The sequence below is a fragment of the Paenibacillus aceti genome (assembly GCF_003614185.1).
Taxonomy (GTDB): domain Bacteria; phylum Bacillota; class Bacilli; order Paenibacillales; family Paenibacillaceae; genus Fontibacillus; species Fontibacillus aceti.
On record NZ_KZ987724.1, the window covers coordinates 1,862,874 to 1,878,131 of the forward strand.

Below are 15,258 nucleotides of genomic sequence, written 5' to 3' on the forward strand. Positions count from 1 at the left end.
GTTTCTTTAGCAATTAGGTAGAATTGTTAGTTCAATGCAAGTAACTGGCTCGTTGATGTAACGCTGGTGGTATATGGAGGCAATCTGCGGGTTGTACGGTGACTTAAGTGCATATATGCAGCTATATTGGGGCTTCATGACCTCGATATGGGAAATAAGTGTTTTTGTGCAACTATTTAGGGAGATTTCCGCTCCCAACGGGCTAAAATGAACATTTAGGTGTATATTTGCAGTTATTCTCTAGCTACAGCTCAATTCCCCGGGAATAGTTGTATTTATGCAGTTATCTAGGGCTTCTACCCACGGCCCTCGACCTCCAGCTTCTGGATTCTAGCCCACGGTTTCCGTCTTCCAGCTTCTGACTTCTGCTTCCGCCTTCTAGCTCCTGATTCCCAGTTTCCAGCTCACCGCTCATCGATCCCGTCCTCCTGGCTCCCAGCTCCCGGCCCATAGCTCATCCCTTCCACCTTCCGCCCGCCACCTCCTAACTCCTAACTCGTGGCTCCCAGCCTCCTTCGTCCCGCCCCTACACCACCACAACTCCCAATTCCACAAAAAAAGGCCGACGGGCGTTTTTACCCGTACAGCCTTTTTTCGACATTATTAAAGAGCGGCGCTCTCGGTGCTAGTTTCTAGCGTGTCCGTTTCAGTTGGAATCAGGATTTCGAACACTTTGCCGTGTTGCAGAATCATAACTCCTTTGTGGCGGTCCTTCATCACGACAACCTCAGGCTTTACAGCCATACGCTCCAAATAATGTGCCGGAACCTCGCCGGAATCGCTCACCGTAAGTCCTTCGAGCTCTAATTCATCATTTTCCTGCAGATTCATTTCCATCACTTGTTCGAATACATCGGAAAATTGCTCAAAGTTATCGGTATAGACAGAAATACACTTCATCTTGGTTCTCATCCTCACTATCTTAATCTTATTAGCGTCACTTATCTCTATCCTTGCTAAGTTGAGACTTTTTCATACGCTTTTTTCCTTCGCGGCATACATCCAGCAATGGGCAGTCCGCACAAGCCGGATTCTGGGCTTTACAGTGATATCTGCCGAAGAAGATCAGACGGTGATGCGTCAAGGTCCACTCATCCTCAGGAACCTGCTTCATCAATTTCTTCTCGACCTCGAGTACAGAATCATTCCACCCCGCCAGGCCCAGTCTTTTGCTGACGCGCTCCACATGGGTGTCCACCGCAATGGCAGGTACGCCAAAAGCATTCGAAATGACAACGTTCGCCGTCTTTCTCCCAACACCGGGCAATTGAACAAGCTTATTATAGTCACTCGGTACTTTGCTATTGTACTGCTCAATCAATATTTTGCACAAGCTCTGAATATGCTTGGCTTTACTGCGGAACAGACCAATCCGCCGGATATCCTGCTCCAGCTCCTCAGGCGGGACAGAGACATAGTCTTCAGGTGTCTTGTATTTCTGAAACAAATCAGCCGTTACTTTATTGACGGAAGCGTCCGTGCTTTGCGCGGACAACAGAACGGCAATCGTCAGCTCAAACGGATTACGATGGTTCAATTCGCAATGGGCGTCCGGGAACATAACAGCGATACTGTCCAAAATATGCCTAACAACCGCAGCCTTCATCTCTTCACCTGCTTTCCTAAGGGGATTCTCGCTCATTAACGGTTAAAAAACCGTCCTGATCCGGGAAACATCCCGCATCAAGACGGTTATTCTCACGAAAACGATTATTGTTTTTCGATTTCAATCAGCTTGTCACCATTGAAATACAGAACAATTTTATCATTTTCCTTCAATGATTGCACGGACAAAGTCGTGTCACCTTGGTGAATATATATGTCATCGTTAATCGGGAAGCGGAAATTATTATCCGCTACACTCGATCTAAGCACCGACAGCTCCTTCGTCAAGCTGTTATAACGGGATACCTGACGCTCCATCGAGGTCAGAACCTTGACCAGCAATGAGCCGTCCGTATCCTTGCGCACCTCTACATGATCCTTGTCGCTAAGGTTAGAGATACCCGCGCTCACCGAGCCGTTACGAACGACCTTCACGCCGTTAACAAGCTGGAAGCTCTCCGACGTACCGTCGAATTTCTTCAGCTTCAGCACGGAGCCATCCACCTGCTCGACCTTACCGAGTGTCAATTTCACAACCTGCACCGATGACGCCGTGTAGCCACTAAAGGTAACATTGATCGTCTGGCCGACCTTAAGATCATGGACCTTAATGCCCGCGCCATTATCTCCGAACAAGGTTGCCTGATCTACGTAGAACTCTCTGGAAACATTATCGCCCAGTGCTCTGATCCGGCTGTTATTGATATTCACATTCGTAATTTCAAACTGCATCGTCTTCTTGACAGCGAGCGTCTGCAACGCGTCCTGATTCGTGCTCAGAATCGCAGTCACTGGATCGCCAACCTTCAGATCCGTATAGCTGGCACTTGTCTTGCCATAGATGGAAACCGCAGGTGAAGTTCCTTGATAAGGCACTTCAATCTTGCTGCCATCAGCCTGCAGAATCGTTACCTTCTTCTTGACGGTGTCTGTCGATACATAGGTGCCTTCATATTTATAGATCACCTGCAAGGAGAGCACCCGGTCTCCAATCGAGGTCAGACTGATCCTTCTGCCCTCGGTCAGCAGAGACTCTGCTCCTTCAAGCGTCGGGTTAGAAGAATTGTATTCTACCTTGGTCTTTTCATCCAGCGTAAAGGCATGAACCTTCTTCGCTGAGTCAACAACCGTCAGCGCTTTATACTTCGGTACATAATTCACGACAGATACCGCGCCGACCGCTTCCGACTGCCGTCCGGTCACTTCAATCTTCGTAACCTGCTCTTCCGGATTAATCGTCAGCTTCACCTTGTCTCCGCCCTTGACGTCAGCGATCAGATCGTCCAGAGTCGGCTCGGCGATCCCGTCGATGAAGATGTACGGCTTCTCAGCCAGGCGTTTGATTTCATCCTTGCCATTCGTATTCGTGAAGCTGATCAGTGATTTACCTTCAATACTGAGCAGGGTTCCAGTTACCGTCCGTTCGATGCCTTGAGTCACCTCGAGCTTGGTCAAGACATTATTCTTCACGGTAAATTCAGCCAAAGCCCCTTTTTGCAATTCACCCAGGTTGTTCAATACCTGATCTTGATACACAATCATCGTATTATCATCGTATTTGAACGTCTCTTCTGCACCGGAAGCCTCTCTGATCTTGATCGTCTTCTTGGTCAGATCGAAGTCTTCAATGACGCCATTGCCGCTCTTATTCACGATGGCAGATTTGATCTGTACAATAACAGGCTTCTTCTCAACAGAATAAGTCTCACGCTGAATTTCAATCGTACTGTCCGGCGTCAGGCTATCTGGTTGAACCTTATTACCGTTTTGATCAAGGAACACCGTATTATCATCATAAGTATAAGTAACAGAATCATTATTCACCAACAACAGGATCTTATGGTTGCTGCTAAGTACTTTTAAAAGGGTCCCTTCCGTCTTCTCCAGCTGCTGGTTGGCATCCCGCACTTCAACATAAGCGGCAGAGCCAATCTTATCTACGACCAGCACCTTCGTATATAATTGAAGCACTGACTTGGAAGCTTTGGTCTCCGAGTCCTTAGTGAAGTATACCGAGCGATTATCCAGCTTGAAGCTTCTCGCCCCCCCGTTCACGAACAGGGTCATGGTATCATCCTTCAGCGATGTAACGATCCCTTCGAATACATTATCATAGCCCGGGTTGACATGCTCACCGCCACGGCTGAAGAAGGTAGCGAGCTGTGCGCGCGTTACATTGCCGCGTGGATTGAATTTATTGCCTTCCACACCCTTGGTGAGATCCAGTTGAACTGCTACATTCACGTAACCGCGAGCCGCCGTGGAAATATTGTTCTCATCAGCGAATCCAGTAGAGGTTCCTGCCGCAGCCTTGGCATCTGCTTCCTTCCCGAGTGCACGTACCAGAATTTTGGCGATCCATTCACGTGATGCCGGCTTCTTGCCCCATTCTTCCTTCTCGCCCGTGCTGGCGATTTCCTCCGTCTTGTCGATCAGCTTCTGCTCCAGAGCCAATTCAACATAAGGTTTAAAATAATTGCCGATGACCAGCTCTTTTGGCGCGTTCTCCCCACTGCTCAGTTTGGAATTCAAATTCATGAAACGAATCGCCATCGTGATCGCTTCTTGCTGGGTTACACTATCCCCTGGACGGAATTTTCCGGCTTCGCCAAGAATAATCCCTTCAGAGGCCAATTTATAAATATGCTTCTCTGCCCAGAAGCCGCTCTTCACATCACTGAATAATTGGAATGAGGACGTATCCTGATTTTGAACCGGAGTCTGTGTCTGTGGCTGGGAAGCTCCTTCCTGAGCTTGATCTGCGAAAACAGCGGTACCTCCGCTTAAGCATAATGCTGTTACCAGCATGGTAGATACTGCTCTGTTCATGTTACGTTGAATCTTGCGCTTATATGATGACATTCAATTCTCCCTTTCTACAAAATAATCCCCTAGAGGTTGTTCAAAAAGTCAAAAAGCAACTTAACATCGTATTTTGACATTTCAGCCGGGCTGAGCCGGAGCGAAAGTTCCATAGGTCTGATGCCCAAACGATCGAAAACCTCTCAAATCCACCTTGAAGACATACTCGCTCCGCTCTAATGCCCCAGCTTCATTCAGCCTTTTTGGCGCTAACTACCGATCTTTTTGAACTTGCACTCTAAGTCTATTCGACAGAAGAGGTCTAAGTTCCTCCAATCGCGACTAATTTCTTGTCAGCGGTTGTTCTAATTCTACGTGGCCCATCAATGTATCTATTTCCTGGCCGTCGACAAGCAAGCGGATCGATTGCACCTCTGAAAATTGAAAGAGAGTCTGTTTGACCGCATCCAGAGCGAGGGTCTCGCCACCCGCACCAAGACGCGCTTCATCCGGCAGCGACAGATCGACGGTGACCTCGCCGCTTTGAATTTTGGCAGAGTTGAAGATCGCTTTTCCCCATAGCGGGAACAATTTCTGATCTGAAGTGCTCTGTAGAGCCTTCAAGGCTGCCAGATACTTGTCGTCTTCGCTTTTATAGGTGATCTCCTGTTCTACCTTTTGCAATTCTAGCATTTGGTCATCTGTAAAATAAGTCTCGATCTTTGCTGTGTTTTGATCTTTTACAGCGTCCTTGTTTTCTGTGTCCGGTTGATCAGCGTTACCTTCCTTGGCTGTGTTATCTTTAGGCTGGTCAGCGTCATTGGCCTGACCGCCATTTGAAGAATTATGGTCGCCGTTTGCTCCCGTCTCATCCTGAGTAACTCCATTTGATGGGGAAATCTGCGGCTTTTGTCCACATCCGGTACTCAGCACGAGCAGAAGCACCAGCATGCCTGATACGAATAGCTTTCTGTTCATTATCTGACCTCCTTAAGCAAGAACATGAACGATTACATTCTGAAATAATCTTTAATCCCTTTTACAATGCCCTCTGCTACACTATCCTGAAATTGCTCAGTATACATCTTGGACTCATCCCCGCTATTGCTCAGGAATCCGCATTCCAGCAGCACAGCTGGCATCTTCGTCTCCCTCGTCACATGCAGGCTCTTCGTACGAACCTTGCGATCGGCGAGTCCAGTAGACTGAACGAGATACTTGTGCATAATATTAGCCAGTTCAACGCTATCCGAACGGGTATAATACGTCTCTACCCCTGTCGCGGATGACGGGCCGGAGTTGCCGTGAATCGATATGAAAATATCGGCATTCAAATTGTTAGCCAGACTGGAGCGATCCTTCAATGTCGGATAAGTATCCCCATCCCGGGTCATGACCACTTCAATGTCCGGTTCATGCTTGAGCAATTCCTCCACCTTGAGCGCGACCGCTAGATTGAAGTCCTTCTCATTCTTCTTCGTAATGCTGATCGCCCCAGGGTCGCTGCCCCCATGGCCAGCATCGATGATGACAAGCTTCTTGCCATCGCCACCCGGCGTAGAACCGGATGAGGAATCATCCACATTAAGATCGATAATCACCAGGCCGTCATTGTTGTTCACTAGCTTATATTTCTTGGCGCTGTGCATATCCAGTACAACCCGGATTGTCGAAGGATTATCACTGAACAATGCATAACGCACTTTGGAAATATCGGGGTAATCCGTCACTTCAAGCGAGCCGCTCTTGTGGGCGTCCAAGCTCTGTCCGGCCGCAAAATCATCGGCAAAACGGGCATTCGGCACATCGATCACGATCCGCTCAGGTCCCGACATCGTGAACACGCTCGGCTTCACATTTTTGTCCACCGCGATCATCAGCTGATTGTTATTGAAGCTAATTCCTGTTACATTAGCCAAATTCTCGACCGTTCCTGGCTGGGATGATTCACCGCCGCTATTGGCGTTTCCACCGCTACCCGAGCCTGACCCCGAATGTGGTGAGACGAGATAAGCCGTCTTCGTCTTATTATCCCAATCTACATCCAGGCCCATCTGTTCTCCTACGAAGCGCAGCGGCACGATTACCGTATCGCTCATCAATTTAGGGGCCAATGGTAAGCTAACGCTAGCTCCATTTACGAGAGCCGTGCTCTGATCCACGACCAGTTTCAATACAGTATCTGGTTGCTGTATAGTTACCGTGCGCGTCTTTTTCTCCCAATTGACGTCAAAACCAAGCTCCTCCGAGACGACACGAATTGGAATCATCACATTACCTTTCAGATTCTGAACCTGCCCATTCGCTGGCAAGGTCAGCGCTTTCCCGTCGAGCACGATACTAGTGCCGCTAGATGCGGCTTGTCCGGTCTGAGGGAAAACTAGCAAAAACATAGCAAAAAACATCAACACACCTAAGCCAATTTTTTTCATCCTTCACCCCTACCATTCAATTTTTTGGCCTGATGATGTCCGTAAACTACCAACAACTCCGACCATCATCAGACGAAGTATTAGACGTCCAAAACTCACAAAAGTTGCGATAATATGCCAATTTTCTTGTTTTGCAAACCGAAAAAAAATAGTTTCCGAGAATCTCGGAAACTATTCCTATCAGCATTTAGGACGATCATCTAGTTATTGGATGTTCCAGATCGACATGCCCCATTAATGATTCGAGCTGCTCTCCATCGACCGTCAATTCTATACTGTCCACTTCAGTAAATTGGAACATCGTCTTCTTCAAAGCCTCGATCGCCAGCGATTCTCCGCCAGCCCCCAGCCGCGCCTCCGCCGGAAGCGAAATATCGATCACGACCTGCCCTTCCGAGAAATCCAACGCATTCAGCACTGCCTTGTTCCATAAGGAGATCCATCCTGAATCTGCCGTCTGCAGTGCCTTAAAAGCAGCCTCATACTTGCTGTTGTCATCCGCATAAGTAATCTCACGCTGGACAGGCTTCAAATCCATAATATCTTCATCCGTAAAATATACGGTGATATCCGTCTTCGTCTGTTCGGAAGCCGCCGGGTCGGTCACCCCGGTCTGTCCGTTGTTCTCTCCATCTGGAGCAGCATTATTGCTGTCCCCATTCTGCGGAGCCGCTGTCACCGGGTCCTGAATTGATGAGGAATCGCCATTCCCCAATTCCGGCTTCTGACCGCAGCCAACCGCCAGGATGATCAATACAGCCAGCAATCCTGAGAGCCATATTTTCTTCATATTTCATTCCCCCTTGGGATTTTCGCATATTCAAGCGTGTAATGATGAATCACAATCCTAAATATTCCTTGATACCCGCCACGATGCCTTCGGCTACCCTTTGTTGGAATACCTCGGTATACATCAGATAATCATCGTTCTCATTACTCAAATAACCGACCTCCAGCAATACGGCCGGCATCTTCGTCTCTCTCGTCACATGCAGACTGCTATAGCGCACCTTACGATCAGCCAGTCCAGTCGCAGCTACCAGATGCTTTTGCATCACATCCGCTAATGGAACGCTCTCGTCTCTCGTATAGTAGGTCTCTGAGCCGCTAGGATTGGCTGGCGGATCTATACTATTACCGTGAATGGATATGAACACATCTGCATTCAGATCATTCGCCAGTTTGGCGCGATCTTGCAGACTGACCGTCACGTCAGTCGTTCTTGTAAATGTAAAATCAATATCCGTCTCTTGCTCAAGCAAGGCTTGTACCTTAAGTCCCACCGCCAGTGTGAAATCCTTCTCCGCCTTTTTACTCTTGCTTGTAGCTCCAGGCTGGGTGCCTCCATGACCCGGATCAATGACGACCAGTCTCTTTCCATCGGCTTTCGGAGGAAGCGGTGTAACAGCTGTCGATTCCGTCAAATCTATAGTGATCAAGCCCAGACCATCTCTGGTCACCGAATATTGGCTTGGTTCATTCAAATCGAGCACGATCCGAACGGTATCTGGATTGCGGGTGAACAATGCGTACCGTACCTGAGAAACCCCCGGCGCATCTTCAATCGCGAATTGTCCCCGCATCGTCTCATCTAGCGGCAGTATGCTGGCAAAATGCTCTGAAAAAGAAGTTTGCGGCAGATCGACAACGATCCGCTCAGGCGCATCCATCTTGAACACTTTTGGCTCTATATCTGCAGAGGCCGAAATCTGCAAGCGATTGTCGCTGAAGCTGATCCCATTGAGCCAGGTCTGCTGCTGAGCTGGAGTGGAATCTCCCCCGTTATTGGTAGAGTCAGGCTGCGGTATACCTTCCTGGGACTTATCGTTTTCTTTTGGACCCGAGGTAGTCTTGCCTCCTCCTGTACCCGAACCTGACCCGCCGTCAGGACTAATTAAATATGCAGACTTCGTCTTATTATCCCAGCTTACCTTCAAGCCCATCTCTTCACTAACGAAGCGCAGCGGAATAAGTGTGGTGCTATTCTTCAGGAACGGCGCGGCATTTAGCGCAACTTCACGATCCCCGACCATAGCCTTCTTCTCACCGATAATGAACTTCAGTGATTTATCCGCCTGAGAGACCGTTACACTTCCGCTCTCCTTCTCCCATTTTACATCATAACCGAGACCTTCACCCACGACGCGCAGGGGTACCATCACATTCCCCTTGACGATCCCGGCCTGTGCCTTCTCCGGCTGTACTAATTCATGGCCATCCAGATAAATATGGGTACCCGCCGGGTTAACCTTACCCGCAGAGTCAACTGCGCCTGCCGAACCGGCAGCATGTCCGATTCCGGGGACAACTAATAAACATAACATGAACAGTATTACGAAGCTCAATTTCTTCATCATCATATCCCTACCATTCTCGTAATTTTACCGCGAGATTGCAGCGTATGCTAACAGAACCGACGACCTTTACAAATAAGCCTGAACCTGACAGCAAAATTCCGACATCCGACAATACCCCGATCTGCAGCATTCAACAGCACATGACATCTCAAAATATGTAAGCCGAAACGTCTGACCGTAAACCTATCTTTCGACAATCATGGTTTGAACCGCCGCACAGATTGCTAATAACTTCCATGATATCAGATAATAGCATTTCCTGATAGACCCGATAGACTTATATTCTCATAGAATGACAAGTTGGTACAAATTTCATTAGAGTTAGGAGACAATTCCTGGTGGGAGATAATAATCCCTGGTAGATGAAGATAATTCCTGCAAAAGTGTCAGGCTTCTATCCAGGATTGCGGACCCAAAATTGAAATTTTCGGCGATAATTCCTGATAATGCCCGGTAATGCAGACGGCTTAGACGACTCCAAATTTGTAACGAAACTAGGCATCGCTATTCGCCTCAAAAGAAGCGATTTCAAAAACTAACGAAACAGGGTATCGCTATCCGGGCTAGTAAGGGGGAAATGGCGGATTTTCACCCAAATAACGATATGGAGTTTCGTTAGAACAGGGAATCCCTTCACCGGACCAATCGGAACCACAACTATTGCACACGCGCCCTCCCAAACACAAAAAACCGATCCACCTCCCCCTCCATAGGCGGCAGATGAATCGGCACTCATGATCAACTATAAAATAGATAGCTTAAGCGAACTTGCGCTTCTCATAAGCGGTAATTAATTCCTCATGCTGCAGGGTCAACCCGATGTCGTCCAGGCCTTGCAGCAGGAATTGACGGCGATGCTCATCAAGATCAAAGGAGATGCTCAGTCCGAACTCATCCACAATCGTCTTGCTCTCCAGATCGACGATCAGCTTGTAGCCTTCATGCTGCGCTGTACGCTGGAACAGCTCTTCAACCTGCTCCTCCGTCAGTTTAATCGGCAGAATCCCGTTCTTGAAGCAATTGTTATAGAAAATATCGGCAAAGGAAGGCGCGATCACACAGCGGAACCCGTAGTCAAGGATCGACCATGGCGCATGCTCCCGGGAGGAGCCGCAGCCAAAGTTGGCGCGGGAGATCAGAACCGATGCTCCTTCATAGCGCGGTTTATTCAATTCGAACTCCGGATTCACCTTGCCTTCTGTATCGAAACGCCATTCATAGAACAGAAATTGCCCAAATCCGGTACGCTCAATTCGCTTCAGAAACTGCTTCGGAATAATCGCATCCGTATCCACATTAACCCGGTCTACAGGACCGACGATCCCTGTTATTTTTTTAAATGCTTCCATGATAATGCTCCCCTCTTTCCTAAATAGTGCGTGATCAAAAGCGGACTTAGCTTACGATTTCGCTCTTCACATTCCATTCACGCACGTCTACGAAGCGGCCCTTGATGGCAGCTGCCGCAGCCATAGCCGGAGAGACGAGGTGAGTTCTGCCGCCACGGCCCTGACGACCCTCGAAATTACGGTTCGAGGTTGACGCACAGCGTTGACCTGGCTCTAGTACATCCGGATTCATCGCCAGGCACATGCTGCATCCAGCTTCGCGCCATTCAAAACCGGCTTCAGTGAAGACCTTGTCAAGCCCTTCCTTCTCCGCTTGCAGCTTCACACGACCCGAGCCCGGTACAACAATCGCGGTTACTTGATCCGACACCTTATATCCACGGGCGATTTCCGCCGCCGCACGCAAATCCTCGATCCGACCGTTCGTGCATGAGCCGATAAATACATAATCGATCGCGATCTCCGTCATCGGCGTGCCTGGCTTAAGCCCCATATATTCAAGCGCCTTCTCGGCTGCCTTCCGTTCATTTTCTGTCGTAAAATCAGCCGGATTCGGCACCGCAGCACTTACACTCGTACCCATCCCAGGACTCGTGCCCCAGGTAACTTGCGGAACCAGCGAATCCACATCGAATTCTACGACACGGTCATAAGCTGCTCCTTCATCCGTCTTCAAGGCTGACCATTCCACTACAGCGCGGTCAAAATCTGCCCCTTGCGGCACATGCTCACGTCCGCGCAAATAATTGAAGGTCGTCTCGTCTGGCGCAATCAATCCCGCCCTTGCCCCAGCTTCGATCGACATATTGCAGACTGTCATCCGCTCTTCCATCGTCAATTCACGGATCGCTTCGCCCGTATACTCGATGACATAGCCGGTCGCGAAATCCGTGCCATACTGGGCAATCACGCCGAGAATAAGATCTTTGGCTGTGACGCCCGGCTTACGCTTGCCTACGAAGCGCACCTCCAGCGTCTTCGCCTTCGCCTGCTGCAGACATTGCGTAGCCATCACATGCTCAACCTCGCTCGTACCTATGCCGAAGGCCAATGCCCCGAAAGCACCATGCGTGGAGGTATGGCTGTCCCCGCATACGATCGTCTTGCCCGGATGCGTCAAGCCAAGCTCCGGCCCCATCACATGCACGACCCCTTGATCGATCGTGTCCAGATCATACAGCGTAACGCCGAAATCCTTACAGTTCTGCGACAGCGTATCGATCTGCTGCTTGGAGATCGGATCTGTGATATTGTAACGGTCCTTCGTCGGAACGTTATGATCCATCGTCGCGAACGTCAAATCCGGACGACGCACCTTGCGTCCGTTCAATCTCAGGCCCTCGAAGGCTTGCGGCGACGTTACCTCATGAACGAGATGCAGATCGATATACAAAATACTCGGCTTGCCTTCCTCTTGATAAATTACGTGATTGTCCCAAATTTTCTCATACAAAGTTTTCTTTTGGTTACTCATAAAATTCACCCCTCATCAGGATTCGAACATTGGAAAAGTCAGCTACGGCGCTCCCGCCGCCAACCATTGACTTGTATATTGGAATCAATATATCACTTCACTCTTCATTGTTCCAAGATATAATAACTATAATGGTGATAGGTTAATCCTATAAGCCAAAAGTAAGCTAAAAAAGGCACCCCCGACGGATGCCTCCTACTATTATTCAATATTCTAATCTACTAAAAGTCTATCCCCATCACATGATCCAGCGGAACGGGACCGATGCTGCGGCTGTCATTGCTATTGTTGCGATTATCGCCCATCACAAAGATGGAGCCCTGCGGAACCTCCCAGGACTGGGCGGGTCCATGATTCATTTGTTCTTTTATGTAAGGCTCAGTTAACTGTTCTCCGTTACGGTATACATGGCCATCTCTTACCTCTACCCTATCTCCCGGAAGCCCGATCACTCTTTTGACATAGAAAATCTCATCATCCGACTTGCCCGATATCAGATTAATGATAGGATGCTCTAATAGATCGTCCATGAAAGTGCGGGACCGGTCTACTCTACTATCCACGATAACGATATCCCCATAATTCGGCAGTTTATAGAGCGTGTGTTTGATCTTCCATGCATAGATCCGCTGCTTATCCTTGAGCGTCGGTTCCATGGAATGACCATCCACTTTATACGGCTGGATCACGAATACGCCAATCAATATGCTGAGCACAAATCCAATGATGATTGAAATGCCCCAGCCTTGAACCTCTTTCCATACTTTTCGCACACAAAATACCTCCCATGATTTCTACTGTTTTTATTATACATAGAATGAATCGCCTATAACAAACATGTTCGACATATATTACCGGAACAGGATATTCTATCTGACTAAGCTGGCCTATATATCATATAATAGTTATAGGTAAAACAAATAAGAGAGGTGTACTAATAACTAATGGAACTCAGACAGCTACAATATACCCTGCAAATCGCTGAGGAGAGGAATTTCTCACGGGCAGCCGACAAGCTGCATATCGCCCAGCCTTCATTAAGCCAGCAGCTATCCAAGCTGGAGCAGGAGCTCGGTGTCAAGCTGTTTCAACGCAATACGAGCACCGTCGAGCTGACCTATGCCGGCGAGAGCTTTATCGAACACGCTCAGAAGATTATGGACGCCGTCAAGGAGCTGCGTCAGGAAATGGATGACATCTCCCAGCTTCGGGCTGGACGTGTCGTGATCGGAAGTATGCCGATTACCGGCTCCCACCTGCTTCCCTACGTTCTGCCTGCCTTCAAAGCGGCTTACCCAGAGATCGAGATTATACTGCGTGAGGATACCTCGCTGAATCTGGAGAAGCTCACGGCTGGCGGAGGCACCGATCTGAGCCTGCTCTCCTTGCCGCTGCAAGAACCGACGCTTACCTACGAACCGATCGGCGAAGAACCGATTGATCTGGCCGTTCCGCCCCAGCATCCCCTGGCCAGCAAGGACACTGATCAGAGCGGTGTCTCATTGAAGCTGTTAAAGGACGAACCGTTCATCGTACTGAAAAAAGGGCAAGGTTTCCGGAAAATAACGATCGACCTGTGCCGTCAGGCTGGCTTTGAGCCCAATGTCGTATTCGAGAGCAACAATATCGAGACTGTCCAATCGTTGGTGGCCGCCGGGATGGGGGTTACATTAGTGCCCCATTTTATCGCAAGAGCCAAACGCAGCGAGCTGATCCCGGCCTACCTTCCGCTCACCGATCCCGCGCCGAGCCGGACGCTCGTGATCGCCTACCGCAAGGGTCGCTATTTATCGAAGGCCGCCGAAGCCTTTATCGAGACATTCAAGCGGACGCTGGCGGAGCGCTACAGCTCATAAAGCTCCGGACGGCGGTCCTTGAAGACCGGAATCCGCTGGCGCACCTGCTGGACGAGAGCCAAATCGATGCAGCCGGTAATAATCTCTTCGCTCTCCCCGCCCTCGGCGATCCACTCTCCCCACGGGTCAATGATCGCCAAATGGCCGAAGAAATGATCATCTCCCGTGCGGCCGGTCGCATTGCAGGCGATCACATACATCTGATTCTCGATGGCCCGGGCGGTCAGTAGCGCGTGCGCCAGTGCTGCAGCCGCGGATGCGGCCATTGGGCCGGAAATCGTTATGCCATAGGTGACGACTCGGTCACCCGCTGCCTAGAGTAAGCCGCTGTCTCTTTTCAGGTACGGTCAAAGCATATGTAAATGACTTATCAAGTCTATCACGGGTCAGACTCAATCACTCTTCTCTGGGCGAATGCATAGAATACTCCATCAATCCCAAGCGAAAGGATGGGGAGAACAGCATATGTCGATCTCCTACATGGATTATACCTCACCCAAGACGAAGTTTACTTATGATTTGAAGAACAATTTATTTTACAAAAAAGACAGCCAGAACTATATTAACGCTCTTTCGATCAATCAATTGAACACCCTGGGCAACTATTCTCTGCTTGATATCTTCCTTAGTAATGGCGGAACAATAGAGCCACATTATCATCAGAATGCTTCTGAATTAGTGTATTGTATCACTGGCTCGGCGGTCGTTTCCCTGATTAACCCTTTTACGAACCAATTGCTGAACTTCACGATCACCCCGGGACAGGTGGCGAATGTACCACAGGGCTGGTGGCATTATGAAATCGCGACGGCGGAGAATACACATCTGCTGGCCGTATTCGATGCGCCGATTCCAGAGGTTATTTTTGGCTCCGATATTTTGCGATTAACTCCGACCTCTGTGTGGGCTAATACGTATTGCCTGAATGAAGCTGAGGTCAAGCAAACCCTCGCCCCCATCACTTCAACCGTAATTATTGGACCACCCAAGAACTGTGGATCAGCGGGATCGGCAAACAATGAGAAGCGCAATCCCCAGCAGGCTCAGATTCATCAGTTGCCAGGGGCAGCACAACACGAACGGCCGCAGCGAGAACTGACCCCGTCTTTTGATTATCAATCTGCTCAGCAGCCTGCAGAGCCTGGGTATGCCCCGCCATTTCCTCCTATGTCTCAATTTATGCAGGAAAATCCGATGACAGCCAAGCCGCAGTGGGCACCGATGACCAGCGCTCATCCCGTGTATGGAGTTCCGCAAGCAGGACAACAAGTTCAGCAGGCTCCTCCATGGATGCACCCCACCCATGAACGTCCATATCCGGTACAAATGCAAGCCCCGGCTAATCACGCAAACTATCCGCCCCAGTTCTCCCGGCCCAACCAA

Annotated in this window: 12 protein-coding genes and 2 pseudogenes; 2 read left to right on the forward strand and 12 right to left on the reverse strand. The window is 49.3% G+C overall.

The window, feature by feature from the left end; genetic code table 11:
- Nucleotides 1–283 precede the first annotated feature (283 nt).
- The 11 genes from BFJ94_RS26055 to lepB form a co-directional block, all read right to left on the reverse strand.
- A complete protein-coding gene (locus BFJ94_RS26055; RefSeq protein ID WP_268238241.1) occupies nt 284–415 on the reverse strand; it encodes a hypothetical protein in 132 nt (43 codons plus the stop codon).
- Between the two features lie 188 nt (nt 416–603).
- Nucleotides 604–900, reverse strand: coding sequence for an NAD/NADP transhydrogenase alpha subunit (locus tag BFJ94_RS08175; protein WP_120462215.1), 297 nt, complete (start codon nt 898–900; stop codon nt 604–606).
- A gap of 37 nt (nt 901–937) precedes the next feature.
- Nucleotides 938–1,606 (reverse strand): endonuclease III, encoded by a 669-nt coding sequence (gene nth / locus BFJ94_RS08180; RefSeq protein ID WP_120462216.1) that lies wholly within the window; start codon nt 1,604–1,606, stop codon nt 938–940.
- Nucleotides 1,607–1,710: 104 nt separating this feature from the next.
- A complete protein-coding gene (locus BFJ94_RS08185; RefSeq protein ID WP_120462217.1) occupies nt 1,711–4,467 on the reverse strand; it encodes an S-layer homology domain-containing protein in 2,757 nt (918 codons plus the stop codon).
- Between the two features lie 282 nt (nt 4,468–4,749).
- The gene (locus BFJ94_RS08190; RefSeq protein ID WP_120462218.1) at nt 4,750–5,385 is read right to left on the reverse strand and encodes a GerMN domain-containing protein; all 636 of its coding nucleotides are present in this window, start codon (nt 5,383–5,385) and stop codon (nt 4,750–4,752) included.
- A gap of 32 nt (nt 5,386–5,417) precedes the next feature.
- Nucleotides 5,418–6,839, reverse strand: coding sequence for an N-acetylmuramoyl-L-alanine amidase family protein (locus tag BFJ94_RS08195; RefSeq protein WP_120462219.1), 1,422 nt, complete (start codon nt 6,837–6,839; stop codon nt 5,418–5,420).
- A gap of 196 nt (nt 6,840–7,035) precedes the next feature.
- On the reverse strand, nt 7,036–7,629 hold the full coding sequence (locus BFJ94_RS08200) for a GerMN domain-containing protein (protein WP_120462220.1): 594 nt from the start codon (nt 7,627–7,629) through the stop codon (nt 7,036–7,038).
- A 49-nt stretch (nt 7,630–7,678) separates the two neighbouring features.
- Nucleotides 7,679–9,199, reverse strand: coding sequence for an N-acetylmuramoyl-L-alanine amidase family protein (locus BFJ94_RS08205; RefSeq protein ID WP_240431900.1), 1,521 nt, complete (start codon nt 9,197–9,199; stop codon nt 7,679–7,681).
- Nucleotides 9,200–9,954: 755 nt separating this feature from the next.
- Nucleotides 9,955–10,545, reverse strand: coding sequence for a 3-isopropylmalate dehydratase small subunit (leuD, locus tag BFJ94_RS08210; RefSeq protein WP_120462221.1), 591 nt, complete (start codon nt 10,543–10,545; stop codon nt 9,955–9,957).
- 46 nt (nt 10,546–10,591) lie between these two features.
- A complete protein-coding gene (gene leuC, locus BFJ94_RS08215) occupies nt 10,592–12,019 on the reverse strand; it encodes a 3-isopropylmalate dehydratase large subunit (protein WP_120462222.1) in 1,428 nt (475 codons plus the stop codon).
- Nucleotides 12,020–12,240: 221 nt separating this feature from the next.
- Nucleotides 12,241–12,792, reverse strand: a complete 552-nt coding sequence (gene lepB / locus BFJ94_RS08220; RefSeq protein ID WP_120462223.1) for a signal peptidase I — start codon at nt 12,790–12,792, stop codon at nt 12,241–12,243.
- Nucleotides 12,793–12,963: 171 nt separating this feature from the next.
- Here lepB and BFJ94_RS08225 point away from each other — a divergent pair, with 171 nt between their 5' ends.
- The gene (locus BFJ94_RS08225; RefSeq protein WP_120462224.1) at nt 12,964–13,875 is read left to right on the forward strand and encodes a LysR family transcriptional regulator; all 912 of its coding nucleotides are present in this window, start codon (nt 12,964–12,966) and stop codon (nt 13,873–13,875) included.
- Here the strand turns inward: BFJ94_RS08225 and BFJ94_RS08230 are convergent.
- Nucleotides 13,863–14,149, reverse strand: a pseudogene (locus tag BFJ94_RS08230) (nitrilase-related carbon-nitrogen hydrolase); the annotation flags it as partial. The gene BFJ94_RS08225 and the pseudogene BFJ94_RS08230 sit on opposite strands and share 13 nt — an antisense overlap.
- 191 nt (nt 14,150–14,340) lie before the next feature.
- On the opposite strand from BFJ94_RS08230, the pseudogene BFJ94_RS08235 reads away from it, so the two are divergent.
- Nucleotides 14,341–14,871 (forward strand): annotated as a pseudogene (locus tag BFJ94_RS08235) (cupin domain-containing protein); the annotation flags it as partial.
- Nucleotides 14,872–15,258: the final 387 nt, after the last annotated feature.

Bases quoted from the DNA above. Each gene is read 5' to 3' on its own strand.
- BFJ94_RS08225 (WP_120462224.1), top strand. From the start codon at position 12,964: ATGGAACTCAGACAGCTACAATATACCCTGCAAATCGCTGAGGAGAGG.
- nth (WP_120462216.1), bottom strand. From the start codon at position 1,606: ATGAAGGCTGCGGTTGTTAGGCATATTTTGGACAGTATCGCTGTTATG.
- BFJ94_RS08200 (WP_120462220.1), bottom strand. From the start codon at position 7,629: ATGAAGAAAATATGGCTCTCAGGATTGCTGGCTGTATTGATCATCCTG.
- BFJ94_RS08175 (WP_120462215.1), bottom strand. From the start codon at position 900: ATGAAGTGTATTTCTGTCTATACCGATAACTTTGAGCAATTTTCCGAT.
- BFJ94_RS08195 (WP_120462219.1), bottom strand. From the start codon at position 6,839: ATGAAAAAAATTGGCTTAGGTGTGTTGATGTTTTTTGCTATGTTTTTG.
- leuD (WP_120462221.1), bottom strand. From the start codon at position 10,545: ATGGAAGCATTTAAAAAAATAACAGGGATCGTCGGTCCTGTAGACCGG.
- leuC (WP_120462222.1), bottom strand. From the start codon at position 12,019: ATGAGTAACCAAAAGAAAACTTTGTATGAGAAAATTTGGGACAATCAC.
- BFJ94_RS08190 (WP_120462218.1), bottom strand. From the start codon at position 5,385: ATGAACAGAAAGCTATTCGTATCAGGCATGCTGGTGCTTCTGCTCGTG.
- BFJ94_RS08185 (WP_120462217.1), bottom strand. From the start codon at position 4,467: ATGTCATCATATAAGCGCAAGATTCAACGTAACATGAACAGAGCAGTA.
- BFJ94_RS08205 (WP_240431900.1), bottom strand. From the start codon at position 9,199: ATGATGATGAAGAAATTGAGCTTCGTAATACTGTTCATGTTATGTTTA.
- BFJ94_RS26055 (WP_268238241.1), bottom strand. From the start codon at position 415: ATGAGCGGTGAGCTGGAAACTGGGAATCAGGAGCTAGAAGGCGGAAGC.